20 protein-coding genes and 1 pseudogene are annotated in these 21,680 nt (G+C 41.0%); 10 read left to right on the plus strand and 11 right to left on the minus strand.

What is annotated here, in order from left to right; genetic code table 11:
- Window positions 1-281: 281 nt before the first annotated feature.
- The 6 genes and pseudogenes from O3636_RS02210 to O3636_RS02235 all read left to right on the plus strand — a co-directional run bounded on the left by O3636_RS02210 (window position 282) and on the right by O3636_RS02235 (window position 8,076).
- Window positions 282-662: a hypothetical protein gene (locus O3636_RS02210; RefSeq protein ID WP_000837844.1), complete on the plus strand. Its 381-nt coding sequence runs from the start codon at window positions 282-284 to the stop codon at window positions 660-662.
- A 295-nt stretch (window positions 663-957) separates the two neighbouring features.
- On the plus strand, window positions 958-1,152 hold the full coding sequence (locus O3636_RS02215; protein WP_261039873.1) for a hypothetical protein: 195 nt from the start codon (window positions 958-960) through the stop codon (window positions 1,150-1,152).
- Between the two features lie 237 nt (window positions 1,153-1,389).
- Entirely contained in the window at window positions 1,390-2,082 is a 693-nt protein-coding gene (locus O3636_RS02220) for a phosphoglycerate mutase (RefSeq protein WP_000240129.1), read from the plus strand.
- 52 nt (window positions 2,083-2,134) lie between these two features.
- Window positions 2,135-4,535, plus strand: a pseudogene (locus O3636_RS02225) (glycoside hydrolase N-terminal domain-containing protein).
- A 129-nt stretch (window positions 4,536-4,664) separates the two neighbouring features.
- Window positions 4,665-5,366 carry an ABC transporter ATP-binding protein gene (locus tag O3636_RS02230; protein ID WP_173234630.1) on the plus strand — a complete coding sequence of 234 codons (702 nt, stop codon included), beginning with the start codon at window positions 4,665-4,667 and terminating at the stop codon, window positions 5,364-5,366.
- Window position 5,367: 1 nt separating this feature from the next.
- Window positions 5,368-8,076: an FtsX-like permease family protein gene (locus tag O3636_RS02235; protein ID WP_173234632.1), complete on the plus strand. Its 2,709-nt coding sequence runs from the start codon at window positions 5,368-5,370 to the stop codon at window positions 8,074-8,076.
- A gap of 184 nt (window positions 8,077-8,260) precedes the next feature.
- Here the strand turns inward: O3636_RS02235 and tpx are convergent, their stop codons facing one another.
- The 4 genes from tpx to O3636_RS02255 all read right to left on the minus strand — a co-directional run bounded on the left by tpx (window position 8,261) and on the right by O3636_RS02255 (window position 11,518).
- Window positions 8,261-8,752 (minus strand): thiol peroxidase, encoded by a 492-nt coding sequence (gene tpx, locus O3636_RS02240; protein WP_371641512.1) that lies wholly within the window; start codon window positions 8,750-8,752, stop codon window positions 8,261-8,263.
- A 237-nt stretch (window positions 8,753-8,989) separates the two neighbouring features.
- Complete coding sequence (gene psaA, locus O3636_RS02245; protein WP_000733076.1) at window positions 8,990-9,919, minus strand: metal ABC transporter substrate-binding lipoprotein/adhesin PsaA; 930 nt, start codon at window positions 9,917-9,919, stop codon at window positions 8,990-8,992.
- Window positions 9,920-9,950: 31 nt separating this feature from the next.
- The gene (locus tag O3636_RS02250) at window positions 9,951-10,799 is read right to left on the minus strand and encodes a metal ABC transporter permease (protein ID WP_094753186.1); all 849 of its coding nucleotides are present in this window, start codon (window positions 10,797-10,799) and stop codon (window positions 9,951-9,953) included.
- Window positions 10,796-11,518, minus strand: a complete 723-nt coding sequence (locus tag O3636_RS02255; protein WP_173304957.1) for a metal ABC transporter ATP-binding protein — start codon at window positions 11,516-11,518, stop codon at window positions 10,796-10,798. The genes O3636_RS02250 and O3636_RS02255 overlap by 4 nt, the downstream gene beginning before the upstream one ends.
- 177 nt (window positions 11,519-11,695) lie before the next feature.
- On the opposite strand from O3636_RS02255, the gene pepO reads away from it, so the two are divergent.
- Window positions 11,696-13,588: an endopeptidase PepO gene (gene pepO, locus O3636_RS02260; protein WP_261077319.1), complete on the plus strand. Its 1,893-nt coding sequence runs from the start codon at window positions 11,696-11,698 to the stop codon at window positions 13,586-13,588.
- 113 nt (window positions 13,589-13,701) lie between these two features.
- Here the strand turns inward: pepO and O3636_RS02265 are convergent, their stop codons facing one another.
- Both O3636_RS02265 and O3636_RS02270 read right to left on the minus strand, forming a co-directional pair.
- Window positions 13,702-14,331 carry an MBL fold metallo-hydrolase gene (locus tag O3636_RS02265; protein WP_371641515.1) on the minus strand — a complete coding sequence of 210 codons (630 nt, stop codon included), beginning with the start codon at window positions 14,329-14,331 and terminating at the stop codon, window positions 13,702-13,704.
- Between the two features lie 123 nt (window positions 14,332-14,454).
- A complete protein-coding gene (locus O3636_RS02270; protein ID WP_060805396.1) occupies window positions 14,455-14,718 on the minus strand; it encodes a hypothetical protein in 264 nt (87 codons plus the stop codon).
- 496 nt (window positions 14,719-15,214) lie between these two features.
- Between O3636_RS02270 and O3636_RS02275 the strand changes: the two genes are divergently transcribed.
- A complete protein-coding gene (locus tag O3636_RS02275) occupies window positions 15,215-17,437 on the plus strand; it encodes a bifunctional (p)ppGpp synthetase/guanosine-3',5'-bis(diphosphate) 3'-pyrophosphohydrolase (protein WP_371641517.1) in 2,223 nt (740 codons plus the stop codon).
- A 29-nt stretch (window positions 17,438-17,466) separates the two neighbouring features.
- On the plus strand, window positions 17,467-17,910 hold the full coding sequence (dtd, locus tag O3636_RS02280; protein ID WP_173219879.1) for a D-aminoacyl-tRNA deacylase: 444 nt from the start codon (window positions 17,467-17,469) through the stop codon (window positions 17,908-17,910).
- Window positions 17,911-17,948: 38 nt separating this feature from the next.
- Here dtd and O3636_RS02285 read toward each other — a convergent pair whose 3' ends face one another.
- From O3636_RS02285 to O3636_RS02295, 3 genes are all read right to left on the minus strand, one after another.
- A complete protein-coding gene (locus O3636_RS02285; protein ID WP_078465556.1) occupies window positions 17,949-18,362 on the minus strand; it encodes a hypothetical protein in 414 nt (137 codons plus the stop codon).
- A 276-nt stretch (window positions 18,363-18,638) separates the two neighbouring features.
- Window positions 18,639-19,856 carry a tyrosine-type recombinase/integrase gene (locus tag O3636_RS02290; protein WP_001291561.1) on the minus strand — a complete coding sequence of 406 codons (1,218 nt, stop codon included), beginning with the start codon at window positions 19,854-19,856 and terminating at the stop codon, window positions 18,639-18,641.
- An 81-nt stretch (window positions 19,857-19,937) separates the two neighbouring features.
- Complete coding sequence (locus tag O3636_RS02295) at window positions 19,938-20,141, minus strand: excisionase (RefSeq protein WP_000814511.1); 204 nt, start codon at window positions 20,139-20,141, stop codon at window positions 19,938-19,940.
- Here O3636_RS02295 and O3636_RS02300 point away from each other — a divergent pair.
- Window positions 20,125-20,376: a hypothetical protein gene (locus tag O3636_RS02300; RefSeq protein WP_001845478.1), complete on the plus strand. Its 252-nt coding sequence runs from the start codon at window positions 20,125-20,127 to the stop codon at window positions 20,374-20,376. The two genes, O3636_RS02295 and O3636_RS02300, sit on opposite strands and share 17 nt — an antisense overlap.
- Before the next feature lie 225 nt (window positions 20,377-20,601).
- Here the strand turns inward: O3636_RS02300 and O3636_RS02305 are convergent, their stop codons facing one another.
- Together O3636_RS02305 and O3636_RS02310 are read right to left on the minus strand one after the other, a co-directional pair.
- Window positions 20,602-20,832 carry a helix-turn-helix domain-containing protein gene (locus O3636_RS02305; protein ID WP_000857133.1) on the minus strand — a complete coding sequence of 77 codons (231 nt, stop codon included), beginning with the start codon at window positions 20,830-20,832 and terminating at the stop codon, window positions 20,602-20,604.
- A complete protein-coding gene (locus O3636_RS02310) occupies window positions 20,829-21,251 on the minus strand; it encodes a sigma-70 family RNA polymerase sigma factor (protein WP_000804885.1) in 423 nt (140 codons plus the stop codon). Before O3636_RS02310 ends, O3636_RS02305 begins: the two co-directional genes overlap by 4 nt.
- Window positions 21,252-21,680: the final 429 nt, after the last annotated feature.

Consider the following 21,680-nt stretch of genomic DNA (forward strand, 5'->3'; position numbering starts at 1 on the left):
AAATTTGTGAGGTGTGACTTTTTATACTCAACAAGAATCAAAGAGAAACTTAGCAAGCTAACAGCAGTAAGATAAAATACGAATTTGATATTACGGATAAGATTGGTAAATTGTGTCACATTTTTACAATAATAAATTTGTATAGTTGCTTTTGATTTCTGAAGAGTATTATATTTTATTTCATATTATACAAATTTTTATTTTATAATATCAGAAAATACTTTTTTTTTTAGCAAATATGATACAATTTTATTTGAAAAAAATAAAAAGGAGATTTTATTATGAAATCAAAAACACTTGCTTTAATTAGTGGTATCGTCGGTCTTGTGGGAGGAATTTTACTTCTTATTGGTCCTTTTGTCTTGTTGGGAACAGCGGTAAATACAGCTGCTACAACTCTTAATGGAGGAGCTACTGCAGGGGCTGTTTCAGGTGTTGCCTTACTCTTGAATGCCTTGAAGATTGCAAATCTTGTTCTTGGTATCATTGCTATTGTTTACTATAAAGGAGATAATCGTGTAGGTGCAGCTCCGTCTGTACTAATGATTGTTTCAGGTGGAGTTAGTCTCATTCCATTCTTAGGATGGGTTGGGGGGATTCTTGCTATTATTGGAGGATCTCTATTCCTTGCAACATTGAAGAAATTCAAATCAGAAGAATAAAAGGTATTTTAGCAGGAAAAGAACAAAAAAGTTTATCGGTCTAGGAGCAGTTCTATTATCTGTTTCTCTTCTCGCTGCATGTGGAGCACAAAATGCAAAGACTACTTCAACAAGTAGTGATGAGAAGACAGTAGCAACATCTAATACCTCAAAAGAAACAATCACTCTTGATACACCGGTTGTAACAGACGATGCGATTGAATCAATACGTACTTATGCAGATTATATAGATCTTTATAAAAAGATTTTTGATGATTATTTTACTAAAGCTGAGGAAAGTTTCAAAGGCACAGCTATGGAAAATAATGAGTCGTTTACCAAGCTAAAAGAGTCAACTCAAAAATTATTCGATGCGCAGAAAAAAATATATGATTTGCTAGGGTCAACTGAGATCAAGGAAGATGATAAATCAAAATTGTCTCAACAATTGAAAGACTTTAGAGACAATTTGCAAAAACAGTTGAAAACTTTGACATCTCAACTACAGTAAGATAGAAATTTTTTGTAGTAATTGAGAATAATTGGTTAAATTACACCCCAAATGTTATAAATTGGGGTGTTTTTTAAAGATTAAATAATGATGATAGAATAGAAACAACCAAAAACAATATGATTGTCAAACAGTCCTTTCCTTTTTGGTTTTGACTAGCTTTTTTGTGAAAAATTGTGTAAAATAGAATAGATAAACGAGGGGAAACCTCGGAAAATTTAAAGGAGAATCCATCTAATGGTAAAATTGGTTTTTGCTCGCCACGGTGAGTCTGAATGGAACAAAGCTAACCTTTTCACTGGTTGGGCTGATGTTGATTTGTCTGAAAAAGGTACACAACAAGCGATTGACGCTGGTAAATTGATCAAAGAAGCTGGTATCGAATTTGACCAAGCTTACACTTCAGTATTGAAACGTGCTATCAAAACAACGAACTTGGCTCTTGAAGCTTCTGACCAATTGTGGGTTCCAGTTGAAAAATCATGGCGCTTGAACGAACGTCACTACGGTGGTTTGACTGGTAAAAACAAAGCTGAAGCTGCTGAACAATTTGGTGATGAACAAGTTCACATCTGGCGTCGTTCATACGATGTATTGCCTCCAAACATGGATCGTGATGATGAGCACTCAGCTCACACTGACCGTCGTTACGCTTCACTTGACGATTCAGTTATCCCAGATGCTGAAAATTTGAAAGTGACTTTGGAACGTGCCCTTCCATTCTGGGAAGATAAAATCGCTCCAGCTCTTAAAGATGGCAAAAACGTATTCGTAGGAGCTCACGGTAACTCAATCCGTGCCCTTGTAAAACACATCAAAGGTTTGTCAGATGACGAAATCATGGACGTGGAAATCCCTAACTTCCCACCATTGGTATTCGAATTCGACGAAAAATTGAACGTAGTTTCTGAATACTACCTTGGAAAATAAAAAATTGTAAGTCTAGAATTGATTTCTAGGCTTTTTATGTTAGTATGGTAGTATGATAAGGAATAAAAAACAAGATTATGTATTGGTCTACAAGCAACCAGCGTCAACAACATATAAGGGCTGGGAAGAAGAGGCCTTACCGATAGGTAATGGTTCTCTAGGTGCTAAAATCTTTGGGCTTATAGGGGCTGAGCGGATTCAATTCAATGAAAAGAGTCTTTGGTCTGGAGGTCCACTTCCTGATAGTTTAGATTATCAGGGTGGAAATCTTCAGGATCAGTATGGTTTTTTAGCTGAGATTCGGCAGGCTTTGGAAAAGAGAGATTACAATCGGGCTAAGGAACTGGCTGAACAGCACCTAGTTGGGCCCCAAACGAGTCAATATGGGACCTATCTGTCCTTTGGAGATATTTTCATTGAGTTTAGTAATCAAGGCAAGACTTTGTCTCAGGTGACGGACTATCAGAGACAGCTGAATATCAGTAAGGCGCTTGCGATGACTTCTTATGCCTATAAGGGAACGCGATTTGAACGTGAAGTCTTTGCAAGTTTTCCAGATGATCTCTTGATTCAGCGCTTTACTAAGGAAGGGTTGGAAACTCTAGATTTTACTATAGAACTGTCGCTAAGTCGTGATTTGGCTTCTGATGGAAAGTATGAGCAGGAAAAATCTGATTACAAGGAGTGCCAGCTGGATATCACTTCTTCTCATATCTTGATGAAGGGGCGGGTTAAGGATAATGATCTGCGGTTTGCTAGTTATCTAGCTTGGGAAACGGATGGAGACATTATAGTCAGGTCAGATAAGGTTCAGATATCAGAAGCCAGTTATGCCAATCTCTTCTTGGCGGCTAAGACAGATTTTGCCCAAAATCCTGCTAGTAATTATCGCAAGAAACTAGATTTAGAGCAACAGGTGATAGACTTGGTGGAGATAGCTAAAGAAAAGGGCTATGCCCAATTGAAATCAAGGCATATTCAGAACTACCAAGCCTTATTCCAACGTGTTCAATTGGATTTGGGAGCTGAAGTTGACGCATCCACTACAGATGATTTGCTAAAAAGTTATAAGCCACAAGAGGGACAGGCTTTGGAGGAGCTGTTCTTCCAGTATGGACGGTATTTATTGATTAGTTCTTCTAGAGACTGTCCAGATGCTCTACCAGCTAACCTACAGGGAGTCTGGAATGCGGTCGACAATCCTCCTTGGAATTCGGACTATCACTTAAATATCAATCTGCAGATGAATTATTGGCCAGCCTATGTTACCAATCTCCTAGAGACGGCTTTCCCAGTTATCAATTATATAGATGATTTGCGTGTCTATGGTCGTCTAGCGGCTGCAAGGTATGCAGGAATCGTCTCTCAGGAAGGGGAGGAGAATGGTTGGTTGGTTCATACTCAAGCGACTCCCTTTGGTTGGACGGCACCTGGTTGGGATTACTATTGGGGTTGGTCACCAGCTGCCAATGCATGGATGATGCAAACCGTTTATGAAGCCTATTCATTTTATAGGGACCAAGACTATCTCAGGGAGAAAATTTATCCCATGTTGAGGGAAACGGTTCGTTTTTGGAATGATTTTTTACATAAGGATCAGCAGGCGCAGCGTTGGGTATCTTCTCCGTCTTATTCTCCAGAACATGGTCCGATTTCGATTGGCAATACCTATGACCAATCTCTGATTTGGCAATTATTCCATGATTTTATTCAGGCTGCTCAGGAATTGGGGCTGAATGAGGACTTGTTGACTGAAGTCAAGGAAAAATTTGATTTACTAAATCCTCTTCAAATCACTCAATCTGGTCGAATCAGGGAGTGGTATGAGGAGGAAGAGCAATGAGAAAGTGGAGGCCCAGCATCGGCACGCTTCCCATCTGGTGGGACTCTATCCTGGAACTCTCTTTAGCTATAAGGGAAAAGAGTATCTTGAAGCGGCGCGTGCTAGCCTCAATGATCGTGGAGATGGCGGCACAGGCTGGTCTAAGGCCAATAAGATCAATCTTTGGGCGCGTCTAGGAGATGGCAATCGATCCCATAAATTATTAGCAGAGCAGTTAAAGTCATCCACCTTGCCAAATCTTTGGTGTAGCCACCCTCCTTTTCAGATAGATGGTAATTTTGGTGCTACTAGTGGCATGGCAGAAATGTTGCTCCAGTCTCATGCAGCTTATCTGGTACCTCTAGCCGCCCTACCCGATGCATGGTCATCAGGTTCCGTTTCAGGCTTAATGGCACGTGGACATTTTGAAGTTAGCATGAGGTGGGCGGATAAAAAACTCTTACAGTTGACCATTTTATCAAGAAGTGGAGGAGATTTGCGAGTCTCTTATCCAGATATTGAGAAGAGTGTGATTAAAATGAATCAAGAAAAAATAAAAGCGAAATGCATGGGGAAAGATTGTATTTCGGTGGCAACAGCAGAAGGCGATCTGGTTCAATTTTATTTTTAAGAAGATGATGGAAGGCAGTGGTTTGAGACTGCCTTTTTGAAGGATTTGAGAATGTAAGCAGTTTCCAACTAGTTGAAAAAGCGTTATAATGGTAGTAGGAAGTAATTTGTTTGAGAGAGGGTGGGTCTGATGGCTTATATTGAGATGAAACACTGTTACAAGCGGTATCAGGTTGGGGACACGGAGATTGTGGCCAATCGTGATGTGAATTTTGAGATTGAGAAGGGTGAATTGGTTATTATCCTTGGTGCATCTGGTGCAGGTAAGTCAACAGTTCTCAATCTCCTAGGGGGAATGGATACCAATGATGAGGGGGAAATCTGGATTGATGGTGCCAATATTGCAGACTATAGTTCCCACCAGCGAACCAATTACCGCCGCAATGATGTCGGATTTGTTTTTCAGTTTTATAATCTAGTTTCCAATCTAACAGCTAAGGAAAATGTGGAGTTGGCTTCAGAAATCGTGACAGATGCCTTGAATCCTGAGCAGGTCTTGACAGATGTAGGTCTGGTTCATCGTCTCAATAACTTTCCAGCCCAGCTTTCTGGAGGGGAGCAACAGCGAGTCTCCATTGCACGCGCGGTAGCTAAAAATCCTAAAATTCTCCTTTGTGATGAACCGACTGGAGCCTTGGATTATCAGACAGGTAAGCAGGTTTTGAAAATTCTCCAAGACATGTCTCGTCAAAAGGGAGCGACGGTGATCATCGTGACTCATAATGGAGCTTTGGCGCCCATTGCTGATCGCGTGATTCATATGCACGATGCCAGTGTCAAGGATGTGGTGATGAACCAGCATCCTCAGGATATCGACAGTTTGGAGTACTAGCATGATCAAGCGAAAAACCTATTGGAAGGACTTAATTCAGTCCTTCACAGGCTCCAAGGGGCGTTTTTTATCCATCTTAACCTTGATGATGTTAGGATCTCTAGCCTTAGTAGGTCTCAAAGTGACTAGCCCCAACATGGAGGCGACAGCTAATGCTTATTTAACAACTGCTCAAACCTTGGATTTAGCAGTTATGTCTAATTATGGTTTGGATCAAGCAGATCAAGAAGAACTAGAACAGATAGAGGGCGCAGAGGTTGAGTTTGGCTATTTGACAGATGTGACTATGGAAAATGGGCAGGATGCTATTCGGCTGTACTCCAAACCAGAGCGAATTTCAACCTTTCAGCTAAGAGAGGGACGACTTCCTCAGTCAGACAAGGAAATCGCTTTGGCCACTCATTTGCAAGGCCAATATAGCGTGGGACAGGAGATTAGTATTAAAGAAAAAGAAGAGGGTCATTCCTCTTTAAAAGACCATACTTATACCATTACTGGTTTTGTGGATTCAGCTGAAATCCTCTCCCAGCGAGATATGGGCTACGCAGGAAGTGGAAGTGGGACTTTGACCGCTTACGGAGTGATTTTACCTAGTCAGTTTAATCAGAAAGTCTACAATATCGCTCGTTTGAAATATCAAGATTTAGCAGGCTTAAATGCTTTTTCATCAGCCTATGAAGAAAAATCCAAGCAACATCAGGAAGACCTTGAACAAGCTCTATCAGATAATGGCAAGGCACGTTTGCAAGTCTTGAAAAAAGAAGGCCAAGAGTCTCTAGACAAAGGGCAAGAGACCCTTAATAAGACTCAGACTAATCTGCAGGAAGGCAAGCGTCGTTTAGCAGCTGCTCAAGCTCGTTTACAGGCGCAGGAAAGTCAACTAGCCTTGCTACCTCAAGCTCAGAGAGAGCAAGCTAATGCTCAACTTATCCAAGCCAAGCAGGAATTGGACAAGGAAGAAGATAAACTAAAGCAAGCTGAACAAAGTCTAGCTCAAGAAAAGGAAAAATTAGAAAAACATCAGAAAGTCTTGGATGATTTGGCTGATCCCAAGTATCAGGTTTATAATCGTCAGACCATGCCAGGTGGTCAGGGCTACCTCATGTACAGCAATGCTTCAGCCAGTATTCGGGCAGTGGGCAATATCTTTCCTGTAGTGCTTTATGCCGTAGCAGCTATGGTGACCTTTACAACCATGACTCGCTTTGTGGACGAAGAGCGAACTCATGCAGGGATTTTTAAGGCCTTGGGCTATCGCAGTAAGGACATTATCGCCAAATTTCTCCTTTACGGTCTGGTAGCTGGGACTGTCGGCACAGCTCTAGGCAGCGTGCTTGGCCATTATTTACTAGCTAGTGTAATTTCAAGTGTCATTACAAAAGGCATGGTGGTAGGAGAAACCCAGATTCAGTTCTATTGGAACTATAGTTTACTAGCTCTTGTTTTGAGTTGGTTGGCGAGTGTGTTACCAGCCTATCTGGTGGCTCGGAAGGAACTGCACGATGAAGCAGCCCAGCTTTTACTGCCTAAACCACCTGTTAAAGGAGCTAAAATCTTACTGGAGCGCATCGGTTTTATTTGGCGTCGTCTCAGTTTCACCCATAAGGTAACAGCTCGTAATATCTTTCGTTATAAACAACGGATGTTGATGACAATCTTTGGTGTGGCAGGTTCTGTAGCTCTGCTCTTTGCAGGCTTGGGAATCCAATCCTCTGTGGCAGGAGTTCCGTCTAGGCAGTTTCAACAAATCCAACAGTATCAAATGATTGTCTCTGAAAATCCTAGTGCGACCAATCAAGACAAGGCAAATCTAGAAGAAGTGTTGAAAGGGCAGGATATTCAAGCCTACCAGAAAATTTATTCTAAGACGCTAGACAAGGATTTCAAAGGCAAGTCTGGTCTTCAGACCATTACTCTTATGATGACAGAGAAGGAAGATTTGACTCCCTTTATTCATCTGCAACATCATCAGCAAGAGCTGACATTAAAAGATGGCGTCGTTATTACAGCTAAACTCGCCCAGCTGGCAGGTGTTAAGGTTGGACAGACTTTAGAAATTGAAGGTAAGGAGCTAAAGGTAGCCGCTATTACTGAGAACTATGTTGGTCACTTTATTTATATGAACCAAGCCAATTATGAGCAACTTTATGGTCATCTACCCCAAGCCAACACTTATTTGGTCTCGTTAAGAGATACCAGTGCTACTAGTATCGAAAGACAGGCCGGCTTACTTATGAATCAAGCTGCGGTGTCCAGCGTTGTCCAAAATGCTTCAGCCATTCGACTCTTTGACTCTGTTGCTAGCTCACTCAATCAGACCATGACTATCTTAGTTATCGTGTCGGTTCTATTGGCTATTGTTATCCTCTACAATCTGACTAACATCAACGTGGCTGAGAGAATCCGTGAACTCTCTACTATCAAGGTGCTCGGTTTTCATAATAAAGAAGTCACTCTTTACATTTATCGTGAGACGATTGTCTTGTCCCTTGTGGGAATCGTACTTGGTCTGGTATCAGGTTTCTATTTACACCAATTTCTGATTCAAATGATTTCGCCTGCGACTATTCTCTTTTATCCGCAGGTAGGCTGGGAGGTCTATGTAATCCCAGGGGCAGCAGTAAGCATCATCTTGACCCTGCTTGGTTTCTTTGTCAATCATCATCTGAGAAAGGTTGACATGCTTGAAGCTTTGAAATCTGTAGAGTAATACTCTTTGAAAATCTCTTCAAACCACGTCAGCTTCACCTTGCCGTGGCTAGATTCCTAGTTTGCTCTTTGATTTTCATTGAGTATAAGGTGGTTGTTTTTAGCTGATTGAACTTATAATTACTTGTAAACAAAAATCCTCCGTTTCAAAGAGCAGGAAACTCTTTGTGACAGAGGATTTTTTTCTATAGTTCTTTAGCAGCTGCAATTGCGGCTTCGAAGTTGGGTTCTGAGTTGATATTGTCCACGTATTCAACGTAGCGAATAGTGTTGTCGGTATCAAGGACAAAGACTGCGCGTGCCAATAGGTGCCATTCATTAATTAAGAGAGCGTAATCACGTCCAAAGGAATGGTCGAAATAGTCTGAGAGCATGATGGCATTTTCAATGCCTTCAGCACCGCACCAACGTTTTTGAGCAAAAGGGAGGTCCATGGAAACAGTCAAGACAACCGTATTATCCAGTTCAGCCAGTTCTTCATTAAAACGACGCGTTTGAGTTGAGCAGATGCCTGTATTGATAGAAGGTACGACACTCAAGACTTTTTTCTTGCCATCAAAATCAGCCAGAGATTTTTTAGAAAGGTCTGTTGTAGTGAGTGAAAAATCAAGTGCCTTGTCGCCAACTTGTAGTTGTTTACCTGTAAAGCTCACAGAATTTCCGAGAAAAGTTACCATAAGATACTCCAATCTTTTTTCTTCCATTGTAGCTGGAACAGTCAGAATTTTCCAATGATTTGACTGGAAATGTGGGCATAGAAAAAACGCCAGCTCATGAGAGAATGACGTTTTTCAGAGGCTTATACTCAATGAAAATCAAAGAGCAAACTAGGAAGCTAGCCGCAGGTTGCTCAAAGCACTGCTTTGAGGTTGCAGATAAAGCTGACGTGGTTTGAATTTGATTTTCGAAGAGTATTATTTTGCCAATCCTTCAGCAATCTTGTCAAGGTTGTATTTCATCATGTTGTAGTAGCTATCGCCTTCTTTACCTTGTTCTGCGATAGAGTCAGTAAAGATTTGTGCGTAGATTGGGATGTTTGTGTCTTGAGATACAGTTTTCATTGGACGGTCATCCACACTTGATTCTACAAAGAGGGAAGGAGTTTTTGTTTGGCGAAGTTTTTCAACCAAGGTCTTGATTTGGTCAGGAGTTCCTTCTTCTTCAGTGTTGATTTCCCAGATATAGGCACTTGGGACACCGTAGGCTTTAGAGAAGTATTTGAAGCATCCTTCGCTGGTTACAATGAGTTTTTTCTCAGCAGGGATGTTGTTAAATTTCTCCTTAGCTTCCTTGTCAAGTTTGTCTAGCTTATCAGTATATTCTTTAAGATTTTTTTCGTAGAATTCCTTGTTGCTAGGGTCTTTAGCGCTCAATTGTTTTGCGATATTTTTAGCAAAGATCATCCCATTTTCAAGGTTAAGCCAAGCGTGTGGGTCTTCTTTGCCTTTTTCGTTTTGACCTTCAAGGTAGATAACATCAACGCCTTCGCTGACTGCAAAGTAGTCTTTGTTTTCAGTTTTCTTGGCATTTTCTACCAATTTTGTAAACCAAGCATTGCCACCTGTTTCAAGGTTGATACCGTTATAGAAAATCAAATCAGCTTGAGAAGTTTTCTTAACGTCTTCAGGGAGTGGTTCGTATTCGTGTGGGTCTTGGCCAACAGGAACGATACTGTGAAGATCAATCTTGTCACCAGCAATATTTTTAGTAATATCAGCGATGATTGAGTTTGTAGCAACAACTTTTAGTTTTTGACCAGAAGCTGCATCTTTTTTTCCACTAGCACATGCTACAAGAGCGATGACGGAAAGAAAGAGAACGAGTAATGTACCTAATTTTTTCATTAGATCCTCCAATTTATTGGGGTTTTGCCCCTTATTTTAACAAATGTTTATTTTTCAGTTTCAAATATCGTTGTTTTGGAGCGATAAAGAAGCTAATGAGAAAGAAACTAGCAGCTGTGAGCACGATACTAGAACCTGCCGCAACGTTAAAGCTATAGCCGATAAAGAGCCCCAAAACTGAAGCTATCGCTCCAAAGGTTGAGGAAAGGAAAATCATGCTTTTCAGGCTATTAGCATACAGATAAGCAGTTGCAGCTGGGGTAATCAGCATGGCTACAATCAGGATAGTTCCGACACTTTGCATGGCTGTCACAGACACGAGAGTCAGGAGTACCATGAGAAGGTAGTGATAGAAATTGACAGGCATTCCCATGGCTTTAGCCAAGAGTTCATCAAAGGAAGTTATCAAGAGTTGCTTGAAGAAAATCCAGATTAACAAGAGAATGGCTGCCCCTACACCCATAGTAATAAACATATCCGTATCTTGGACGGCCAGGATATTACCAAAAAGGATATGGAAAAGGTCAGTTGAACTTTTAGCGACACTAATCAAGATGATACCGAGGGCTAAGAAAGAAGAAAAGGTAATGCCGATGGCGGTATCGCTTTTGATAATCGAGTTTCCCTTGATGTAGGTAATGATGATGGCAGCTAGCAATCCAAAGACAATGGCTCCGATAAAGAAGTCAACGCCCAAGATGAAGGAGAGGGCTACACCTGGTAAGACAGCATGTGAAATGGCATCTCCCATGAGTGACATCCCGCGTAGGATGATGAAACATCCTACAGCTCCAGCTACGACCCCGACGACAATGGCTGTTATCAAGGCATTTTGTAAGAAATGGAATTTTTGTAATCCATCGATAAATTCTGCAATCATAGGTCACCTCCATTGAAAAAGAGTCGATTACCGTAAGCTTCTTTGAGATTGGTTTCGGTAAAGGTTTCTTTGGTCGGACCAAAGGCGATCACTTCTCGATTGACAAGTAAGACTTGATCGAAGTAGTGGGGAACCTTGCTGAGGTCATGGTGGACGATGAGAACCGTCTTCCCAGCTTTTTTCAGATCTCTCAGCGTATTCATGATGATTTCCTCACTGACAGAGTCAATCCCAACAAAGGGTTCATCCAAGAGGATATAGTCGGCTTCCTGCACCAAACATCTGGCAATCAAGACCCGCTGGAATTGACCTCCAGACAGTTGACTGATTTGCCGTTCAGCATAGTCAGCTAGACCGACGATTTCAAGGGCTTCTTGCACTTTCTTCCAATGTTTAGCCTTTAAACTGTGAAAGAGAGGGATAGAGGGAAAGAGTCCTAACGAGACACATTCCTTGACCTTGATGGGAAAGTTGTAGTCGATATTGATTTTTTGTTCGACATAGGCAATTCGGTGTAAGGATTTTTTAACTTCCTTGTCATCGAGAAATGCCTGACCTTGATGTGGGATAATTCCCAGCATACCTTTTAATAATGTTGATTTCCCAGCACCGTTTGGACCAATGATTCCGGTAATTGTTGGTCCTTGGAGCACTAGTGAAATATCCTTAAGTGCCAACGTTTCTTTGTAGGAGACACTAAGGTTTTCGATACGTATCATAAACTTGTATTCCTCCTGCCTCTTAATATACATTAAAAAAAAAATTAAGTCAAGTTAATTTTTAAAAAAATTAAAATAATAACTGAAAAATGATGGAAAAGGAAAGTTCATTTTTAATTGCATTCCAAGGTAATTTTTGTTAAGCTAAAAACAAGTACAAATGAAAGCGAGAACACGATGACACGTTATCAAGATGATTTTTATGATGCAATCAATGGAGAATGGCAGAAGACAGCTGAAATCCCAGTAGATAAGTCTCAAACGGGAGGTTTTGTTGATTTAGATCAGGAAATTGAAGACCTGATGCTGGCGACAACAGACAAGTGGTTGGCAGGAGAAGAGGTGCCTGAGGATACTATCTTGGCAAACTTTGTCAAATACCACCGCCTAGTTCGCGATTTTGACAAGAGAGAAGCTGACGGTATCAAACCTGTCTTACCACTCCTTAAAGTATTCCAAGAATTAGAGACTTTTGCGGATTTTACAGCTAGACTAGCAGAGTTTGAACTTGCAGGAAAACCGAACTTCCTTCCTTTTGGTGTATCGCCAGACTTTATGGATGCTAGAATCAATGTTCTATGGGCTAGTGCTCCAAGCACAATTCTGCCAGATACGACCTACTATGCTGAAGACCATCCTCAGCGCGAAGAGCTCTTGACTCTTTGGAAAGAAAGCAGTGCAAATCTTCTCAAGGCATATGATTTCTCTGATGAAGAAATTGAAGACTTGTTAGAGAAAAGACTAGAATTGGACCGTCGAGTTGCGGCAGTGGTGCTCTCTAATGAAGAAAGTTCAGAATATGCTAAACTCTACCATCCATATTCTTATGAAGATTTCAAGAAATTTGCGCCTGCCCTACCTTTGGATGACTTCTTCCAAGCCGTTCTTGGACAAGTGCCAGACAAGGTTATTGTAGATGAGGAACGTTTCTGGCAAGCAGCAGAGCGATTCTATAGTGAAGAGGCATGGCCTCTCCTTAAGGCAACCTTAATTTTAAGTGTTGTTAATCTCTCAACCAGCTATTTAACAGAAGAAATTCGTGTCTTGTCAGGTGCCTATAGCCGTGCGCTTTCAGGAGTTCCAGAAGCCAAAGACAAGGTCAAGGCGGCTTATCAACTAGCACAAGGTCCTTTCAAACAAGCCTTGGGTCTCTGGTATGCCCATGAAAAATTCTCTCCAGAAGCTAAGGCAGACGTAGAGAAAAAAGTGGCAACCATGATTGATGTCTATAAGGAACGTTTGGCTAAAAATGACTGGCTGACTCCTGAAACTCGTGACAAGGCCATCGTCAAACTCAATGTCATCAAGCCTTATATCGGTTACCCAGAAGAATTGCCAGAACGCTACAAGGACAAGGTAGTGGATGAAACGGCTAGCCTTTTTGACAATGCTCTATCCTTTGCGCGTGTGGAAATCAAGCACAGTTGGAGCAAGTGGAACCAGCCTGTAGACTACAAGGAGTGGGGCATGCCTGCTCATATGGTCAATGCTTACTACAATCCACAGAAGAACCTAATTGTCTTTCCAGCAGCTATTTTACAAGCACCTTTCTATGACTTGCATCAGTCATCTTCTGCTAACTACGGTGGTATTGGGGCAGTTATTGCCCATGAAATTTCCCACGCCTTTGATACCAACGGAGCATCCTTTGATGAAAATGGTAGCCTCAAGGATTGGTGGACAGAGAGCGACTATGCTGCCTTCAAGGAGAAAACACAAAAAGTTATTGACCAGTTTGATGGACAGGATTCTTATGGAGCAACCATCAACGGTAAATTGACTGTATCAGAAAATGTGGCTGACTTGGGAGGAATCGCAGCAGCGCTTGAAGCAGCTAAGAGAGAACCAGACTTCTCAGCAGAAGAGTTCTTCTACAACTTCGGTCGCATCTGGCGCATGAAAGGTCGTCCAGAATTTATGAAACTTTTGGCTAGCGTCGATGTGCACGCACCAGCCAAACTCCGTGTCAATGTGCAAGTACCAAACTTCGATGATTTCTTTACAACCTATGATGTCAAAGAAGGTGACGGTATGTGGCGTTCACCAGAAGAGCGCGTGATTATTTGGTAATGCAAAGAAGCAAGTAATTAGAAAAAGGCATCCAATCAGGTCTGAAAACTTGATTGGATGCCTTTTATAATGGAAAGACTTGCTGGATAGTTTACTTAATTGTCATCATATTACTAGAAAAAGGGATTGAAGGTCTTTTCGTGAGCGATGGTCGTAGCTGGACCATGTCCTGGATAGACATCGTAGTTTGGTAGGGTGAAGAGTTGAGTCTGGATACTATGGAGGAGTTGTTCCATACTACCAGTTGGAAGGTCGGTCCGTCCGATTGTTTCACGGAATAGAGCATCACCTGTCAAGACTAGGTGAGCATCAGGAAAGACGATAGAAACGCCGCCGATAGAGTGACCTGGTGTTGGCAAAACGGTGAAACGAAATTCCTCTAATTGATATTCCTCATGAAAGACAAAGGTGCGTTCAGCCGGTTTTGTGACCACATCTGCCATATCATCGTGGCGAGGTAGCCCAGAGAGATTATCGACAGGAGTGTAGAGCCAGCTGGCTTCACTCTCTGCGATATAGACAGGAGGATTGCCAAAAGTCTCACGAACCAAGTCCAAGCTCATGATATGGTCATAATGGGCATGGGTCAATAGAATGGCACAGATCGGTTTGTTGATCTTCTCGATGGTCTGACGAATGGCTTCCCAATGGCTACCAGGATCGACAACGATGAGGTGCTTTTCGCCCTCTAGATAATAGGTATTTTCATAGGCAACAGGATTTACAGTTTTATGGATTTTCATATTAGCTCCAATCTCAAAGAATGTACTAAGACAAGTATAGCACAGTTAGGAAGAATAAGTAAGGATTTAAAATGAACTTAAAAACCAGCATGACTAGATGAAGACAGGCTGGTTATCAATTTATCAATATTGGAGAGGTGTCAATTGCCCTTCATAGGTTGCATAAACTCCGTCATTAGCTTGTTTGATAGATGTGATGTTTAGAGTGCCACCGTAATTGGCTTCTCGTTTATCGCTATATTCACTATAAATTATCCTATTGGGCAGGTTCTGGTCGTTAGCATAGTATTGAACGACTGTTTTTTTATAGCTTTGTTGGCTGAATAGGAACAGGCAGCTAACTCCTAACACTAGGAGAGCAAAGATAGAAATAGCAGTTTTTTTCATAGGTGTTCTCCTTATAAACTAAAGGATAAAAGAAAGTATCTTGAGGATTTTTATACTCTTCGAAAATCTCTTTAAACCGCGTCAACGTCGCCTTGCCGTATATATGTGACTGACTTTGTCAGTCTTATCTACAACCTCAAAGCGGTGCTTTGAGTAACCTGCGGCTAGTTTCCTAGTTTGCTCTTTGATTTTCATTGAGTATTAATTCCAAAATCCAGTCAAGGTACCAGTGTATGTGACACGAGTTCTACTGTTTAGCTTTCGTATCTTCAAGGAAATTGAGGGAAGTCAGAAAGTCTTTGGGTTACAATATGGTTTCCGTTCTTCTATCTCTCCTTCTATCACCTAAGTTTAAAATCTAACTTCGTAATATATTATATACTAACAATTCAGAATTGTCAATCAATTCTGAATTATTTTTTTCTTATTCTGTTCCAATCTAGTTTTCATATTCTTAAAAAAGTGATAAAATGGTAGGAAGAATTGGAGAGTATAGATGCCAAAAGAAGTGAATTTAACAGGCGATGAGGTTGTCGCTTTAACGCAAAAATATTTATCAAAAGAAGATGTTGCTTTTGTCCATAAGGCCTTGGTCTATGCGGTGGATTGCCACAGTGGTCAGTATCGCAAATCAGGCGAGCCTTATATCATTCACCCTATCCAAGTGGCAGGTATTTTAGCCAAACTCAAGCTAGATGCTGTAACGGTAGCTTGTGGTTTCTTGCACGATGTGGTGGAGGATACAGATGCGACCTTGGACGATTTGGAAAGAGAGTTTGGTCCTGATGTGCGGGTAATCGTAGATGGGGTTACCAAGCTTGGTAAGGTCGAGTACAAATCAATCGAGGAGCAATTAGCGGAAAATCATCGTAAGATGCTCATGGCCATGTCTGAGGACATCCGTGTTATCTTGGTTAAACTGTCTGACCGTTTGCACAATATGCGGACCCTAAAGCACCTTCGAAAAGACAAGCAGGAGCGCATTTCCAAAGAAACCATGGAAATCTATGCCCCACTTGCCCACCGTCTGGGGATTTCCAGTGTCAAATGGGAATTGGAAGACCTGTCTTTCCGTTATCTCAATCCAACGGAGTTTTACAAGATTACCCATATGATGAAGGAAAAGCGCAGGGAGCGTGAAGCCTTGGTGGATGAGGTGGTCACAAAATTAGAGGAATATACGACAGATCGTCACCTAAAAGGGAAGATTTACGGTCGTCCCAAGCATATTTACTCGATTTTCCGCAAAATGCAGGACAAGAGAAAACGGTTTGAGGAAATCTATGACCTGATTGCCATTCGTTGTATTTTAGACACCCAAAGTGATGTTTACGCCATGTTGGGTTATGTGCATGAACTTTGGAAACCGATGCCTGGTCGTTTCAAAGACTATATCGCTAACCGCAAGGCCAATGGTTACCAGTCTATCCATACGACAGTTTATGGGCCAAAAGGACCGATTGAGTTCCAAATTCGGACCAAGGCCATGCACGAGGTGGCTGAGTACGGGGTTGCGGCTCACTGGGCTTATAAGAAAGGCGTTAAGGGGCAGGTTAACAGCAAGGAATCTGCTATTGGGATGAACTGGATCAAGGAGATGATGGAGCTCCAAGACCAGGCTGATGATGCCAAGGAATTTGTGGACTCTGTCAAGGAAAACTATCTGGCTGAGGAGATTTACGTCTTTACCCCAGATGGAGCTGTCCGTTCTCTTCCCAAAGATTCAGGACCGATTGACTTTGCCTATGAAATCCATACCAAGGTTGGTGAAAAAGCGACTGGTGCCAAGGTCAATGGTCGTATGGTTCCTCTGACAACCAAGTTAAAAACTGGGGATCAGGTTGAAATTGTCACCAACCCGAATTCATTTGGTCCTAGCCGTGACTGGCTCAATATGGTCAAGACCAGCAAGGCGCGTAACAAGATTCGTCAGTTCTTTAAAAACCAAGATAAGGAACTGTCAGTCAACAAGGGTCGTGAGATGTTGATGGCCCAGTTCCAAGAAAACGGCTATGTGGCAAATAAATTCATGGACAAGCGCCACATGGACCAAGTTCTACAAAAGACCAGCTACAAGACAGAAGAATCCCTCTTTGCGGCTATTGGTTTTGGAGAAATTGGAGCTATTACTGTCTTTAACCGTCTGACTGAAAAGGAACGTCGTGAGGAAGAACGTGCCAAGGCCAAGGCGGAGGCAGAAGAACTTGTCAAGGGTGGCGAAGTCAAGGTTGAAAACAAAGAAACCCTCAAGGTCAAGCATGAGGGTGGTGTGGTCATTGAAGGTGCCTCAGGTCTCCTAGTGCGGATTGCCAAGTGTTGTAATCCTGTTCCTGGTGACGATATTGTCGGCTATATTACCAAGGGCCGTGGTGTGGCTATTCACCGTGTGGACTGTATGAACCTGCGTGCCCAAGAAAACTACGAGCAACGTCTCCTTGATGTGGAATGGGAAGACCAGTACTCAAACTCAAATAAGGAGTATATGGCCCATATTGATATTTACGGTCTCAACCGTACAGGACTGTTGAACGATGTACTGCAAGTTCTTTCAAACACAACCAAGAATATATCAACAGTCAACGCCCAACCAACTAAGGATATGAAGTTTGCCAATATCCATGTGTCCTTTGGCATTGCCAACCTCTCTACATTGACCACGGTTGTGGACAAGATTAAGAGTGTGCCAGAAGTCTACTCTGTCAAACGGACTAACGGTTAATTGCCCGAGCTCTTACTAGAAAGGCTATTATGAAAATCATTATCCAACGGGTTACAAAAGCCCAAGTGAGTATCGAAGGTCAGATTCAGGGGAAAATCAATCAGGGGCTCTTATTGCTGGTTGGTGTAGGACCAGAGGACCAAGAGGAAGATTTGGACTATGCTGTGAGAAAGCTTGTCAACATGCGGATTTTTTCAGACGCAGAAGGCAAGATGAACCTGTCTGTCAAAGATATTGAAGGAGAACTCCTTTCTATTTCTCAGTTTACCCTCTTTGCGGATACTAAGAAAGGCAATCGTCCAGCCTTTACAGGTGCAGCCAAGCCTGATATGGCATCAGACTTCTATGACGCTTTCAATCAAAAATTAGCGCAAGAAGTACCCGTTCAGACAGGTATCTTTGGAGCGGATATGCAAGTTGAGCTGGTCAATGACGGACCAGTTACCATTATCCTAGATACTAAAAATAGATAAGAAAGACCAAGCCCAGTCGGCTTGGTTTTTCTCATCTATCATAAAATACTCCAAAATGAAATCGTTTCTTGATAGGCTTTTGGGAAGTCTCTTTTCAGTCTTTGGCTTATGCGATAGGAAGAGATGAGATGTCCTAGGATTAGGAGAGTTCCCTGAAGGAGAAGTGGCACACCACTCAAACATATCAAGGAGAGAATCATCAGGCTATCCCATAGAAGGATTTGTAAGGCAAAATGCCAGAATTTTGGTCTAATCTGGGAATAGAGGTGACTAAAGTGGTCACAAAGCTGGTTTGAAAGATAGGCCAATAGCACAGGGTGAAAGAAAATGAGCCAACCACTATAAATTAAAATCCAATCCCAAGTGAGCCCCTCTTTAAATGTCAAAAATGCCAGCATAATTCCATCGATGGCAAGGAGCTCAATGGTTTTGATGAAGATGATTTTTTTCATGCTAAAACCTCCTTTTTTCATCTGTTAGTGACGTAATATTGAATATAATTATTATACAATATTTAGTTGGAATGTGAAAGCGTTTACTATCTTTTTTCTTTGAAACAAAGTATAAATTTCTAATTATCTTTTTATATTTTCTTAAATGCTCGTAAAGCCTTATTCTATGTGCTTTCGAGTATTTTTACTGTAGGAAGATACTTCACGTTTCTTTGCATATTTCCTCATGTCTTAGCTGTCAGAAGTGGTAAATAAGTAGTAAATTCATTTGTACTACTAAGCAACAAGACGCTCCTGTTGCTTCTCTTTATTCAAGCGTTTCATTTCTGCCATTGCAGAATCGAATGTTGCATGTGCGTAATAGTTCAGCGTCATGGCTATATTAGCATGTCCCATAATGTACTGTAATGCCTTTGGATTCATTCCTGCATTTGCATAGTTGGTACAGAATGTATGTCGCAAACTATGTGGAGTGATGTGTGGCAATTTATCCTCGTTATACTTATTGTATTTCTTAACAAGACCTTTCATCATGCCGTTGTAATCACTTGCCACTTTTGGATAGTTCTTTCTATTAAGAAAGAGGAAATCACTATATCCATCAATCTCAACACGCTTATCATTCTTTCGATTCGCTAACACTCGCTTAAATGCTTGATAGGCTTCTTCAACCATAGGAACTTGACGTTCGCCACTTTTGGTCTTTGGTGTTTCAATGTAGTACCCAATTTCAGTATCTCTCAATAGCTGATGGTCTATATTGACAAGACGATTCTCAAAATCTAAATCTGGAAGTGTCAAACCACCAAACTCTGAAATACGAAGACCTGTTTTTAAGAGTATCAGAATTTCATCATAATTTTTGCTGTAGGTTTTATCAGCTTTTGCAAAGGCTAACAGTTTTTCTTCCTGTTCTTCTGTTAGTACGGTCTTAGGGACAGTATCATCATCAAGAACTGCTTTCAGTTGAAAGTCAAATGGATTCTTCCGAACACAATCATCTTGTATAGCAATATAGAATGAAGCCTTTAAAGAACGTTTGTAGTTATTGATGGTTTGATAAGCATAACCATTTTCACTCATTCTAATAGCCCATTCTTTAGCGTCTGATGGCTTAATACTGTCAATACTTCTTACACCTAACTTGTCTTTCTTCAAAATATCCATAAGATATTTGCGTCCAGTTTCAGTGTTTTTTCTAACCTTTGGTCTTTGAGCGTTCTGTTTTGCGTAAAGCTGGCAGAGTGTCATTTTCTTTCCTACAACATCAATACCATCATGAATGTCTTTCTGTAACTCTGCGATTTTCTCTCTAAGTGAGATACAATCACGCTTTCCTGCTGGTACTCGGTCTGTAGCCACAAGTTTCCACGAGTAAACAAATTGCGGTTCTCCAAATGAATCTATATATTTGTATAAGTATCTTCCGTCTTTTCGTTGGCTCTCTCCAGTCTTTAAGATTCGACCTTTATTGTCACGTCTTTTTTCTGACATGGCATTTGCTCCTTTCCTTTATGGAAAGAGCCTTGATACGACTTAATACTATTTTATCATATACAAGACCCTTTGGCGACGCTAGATTGCGTCCAATGTATCTATAATTTTTTCAAATTGTTTTCGTTTAATCTGAATACGATTGCCATTCATAATCAGCCAATTTGCATTTTTATTTTCCTCTGCCAAGCGTCGTAGCTTGTTTTCGCCAATACGAAAATATTTTGACGCTTCTTCAATGGTTAGGGTATAACGTTCCCAAATAGGAATGTCAGTCTGCTTCATAAAATCCTCCTTTCCAAATCACTTATTTGGATTTCATAAAAGTTGTTTTACCAGCAATCGAACAGCTTTAGCAAAGCTCACGGGAGTTCCACCCCTGCATGGTTCTCATGTAGCCATACTCATTGCCTGCGACGGTTTTATCACGCTCGGACTATTGACTGTATGGGAGTATCATTATCACGATAAGAATGTCGTTGCAGGCAATCCTGCTAAAGATTGCTTCTCGGATCACTAACATGAATCGCTCGCTATCTTTATAAGATAGGTCATGGCGGTTAGTTCCGTTGGCTCTTTTCTTATCGAAACGTATTCGATTACTTTTATTCAGTTTTCAAAGAACAATGGCTCGTTAGCCTATCAAAACACATTGAAAGCTCAATATGCTTTGGTGGAATAACAAACCTCCCTGTTCGGGAAGCGTGGAATGGTTTAGCACGCTTCCACGAAAGGAGAGAGGATATTACTTAATTTCAAATGACAAAATCTTTGTAATCAGTCTGGTTTCCATTCTTCCACGTAAGACTTCATCAACGACCATACTTTGATTGCCATATTCATCTTTCATAAGTCGTAGGGAACGCTTCGTTATGTACCCTCTGTAATGATGTAGAATCTGGTTAATCGCTTCGGTATCGCCATCTGTTGCCTTTACAATGAGAGGAAAGGGAATCATAGGATATTGTGTTTTCATTCTTCAAATTCCTCCATAAACTTTTTAATTAAGGCTAGTCCACTGGTTCTATGCCGATAGACAGTAGAACGGTTCAATTTCAACAGGTCTGCAATTTCTGAATCGCTCATGTCCATAAAGTAAAACAGCAGTAGAATTTCACGTTTCTTGTCTGGCAACTCACGTAATGCTTCACTCAACAAATCATTTTCAACGCCTACTGATAACCCATTGAGTGTAAAAATCTGAAAGTCAGTTGAATAGTTATCTGTTGTCGCAAACTGGCTAACAAGATAATCGCCAACATCCGAAAAGGACACCTCACGCTTTGCAATCCTTGAAAGATAAAGCATATAATTCTTTCGCTCGTCTTCCATAGCACGTTTACAGATATAGTCAAACTGATTTTCTATTGTGGTCTGAAAAGAAGATGGTTTCATGTTTCTCACCCCCTTTCTGTCTAGGAAAGGAAGTGAGCCTTGCTCGTTTATCTCCTTTCACTCTTAGTCCCAATGTGAAAGGGGGATTTGTTGCATTACTGATAAATAAACTTTGTAAAAAAGTTCTGAATAGCCAAAAAAGCATATAAACAGATTTATTTCTCTGTTTACATGCTTCTGTTATTCTATCTATATGATTTATAAAACCACATTGGTGGACGTACTTATCTATTGCAGATAGACGACTTTTTTTGACAAGAACCCAATGTAAGGAAATTTATTGTATATGATGTACTTCATGGCGACGTTGACCTCCAACAAACCGCCATTTGGAAGTAATATACAATATTTTAACAGCGTAAATAGCACTACCATATAACGGTTTTTTTATTGGCGTTTAGTAGTGCTTTTTATTAAATATAAACCTAT

The sequence above is a fragment of the Streptococcus sp. 27098_8_76 genome (assembly GCF_041432315.1).
Classification (GTDB): domain Bacteria; phylum Bacillota; class Bacilli; order Lactobacillales; family Streptococcaceae; genus Streptococcus.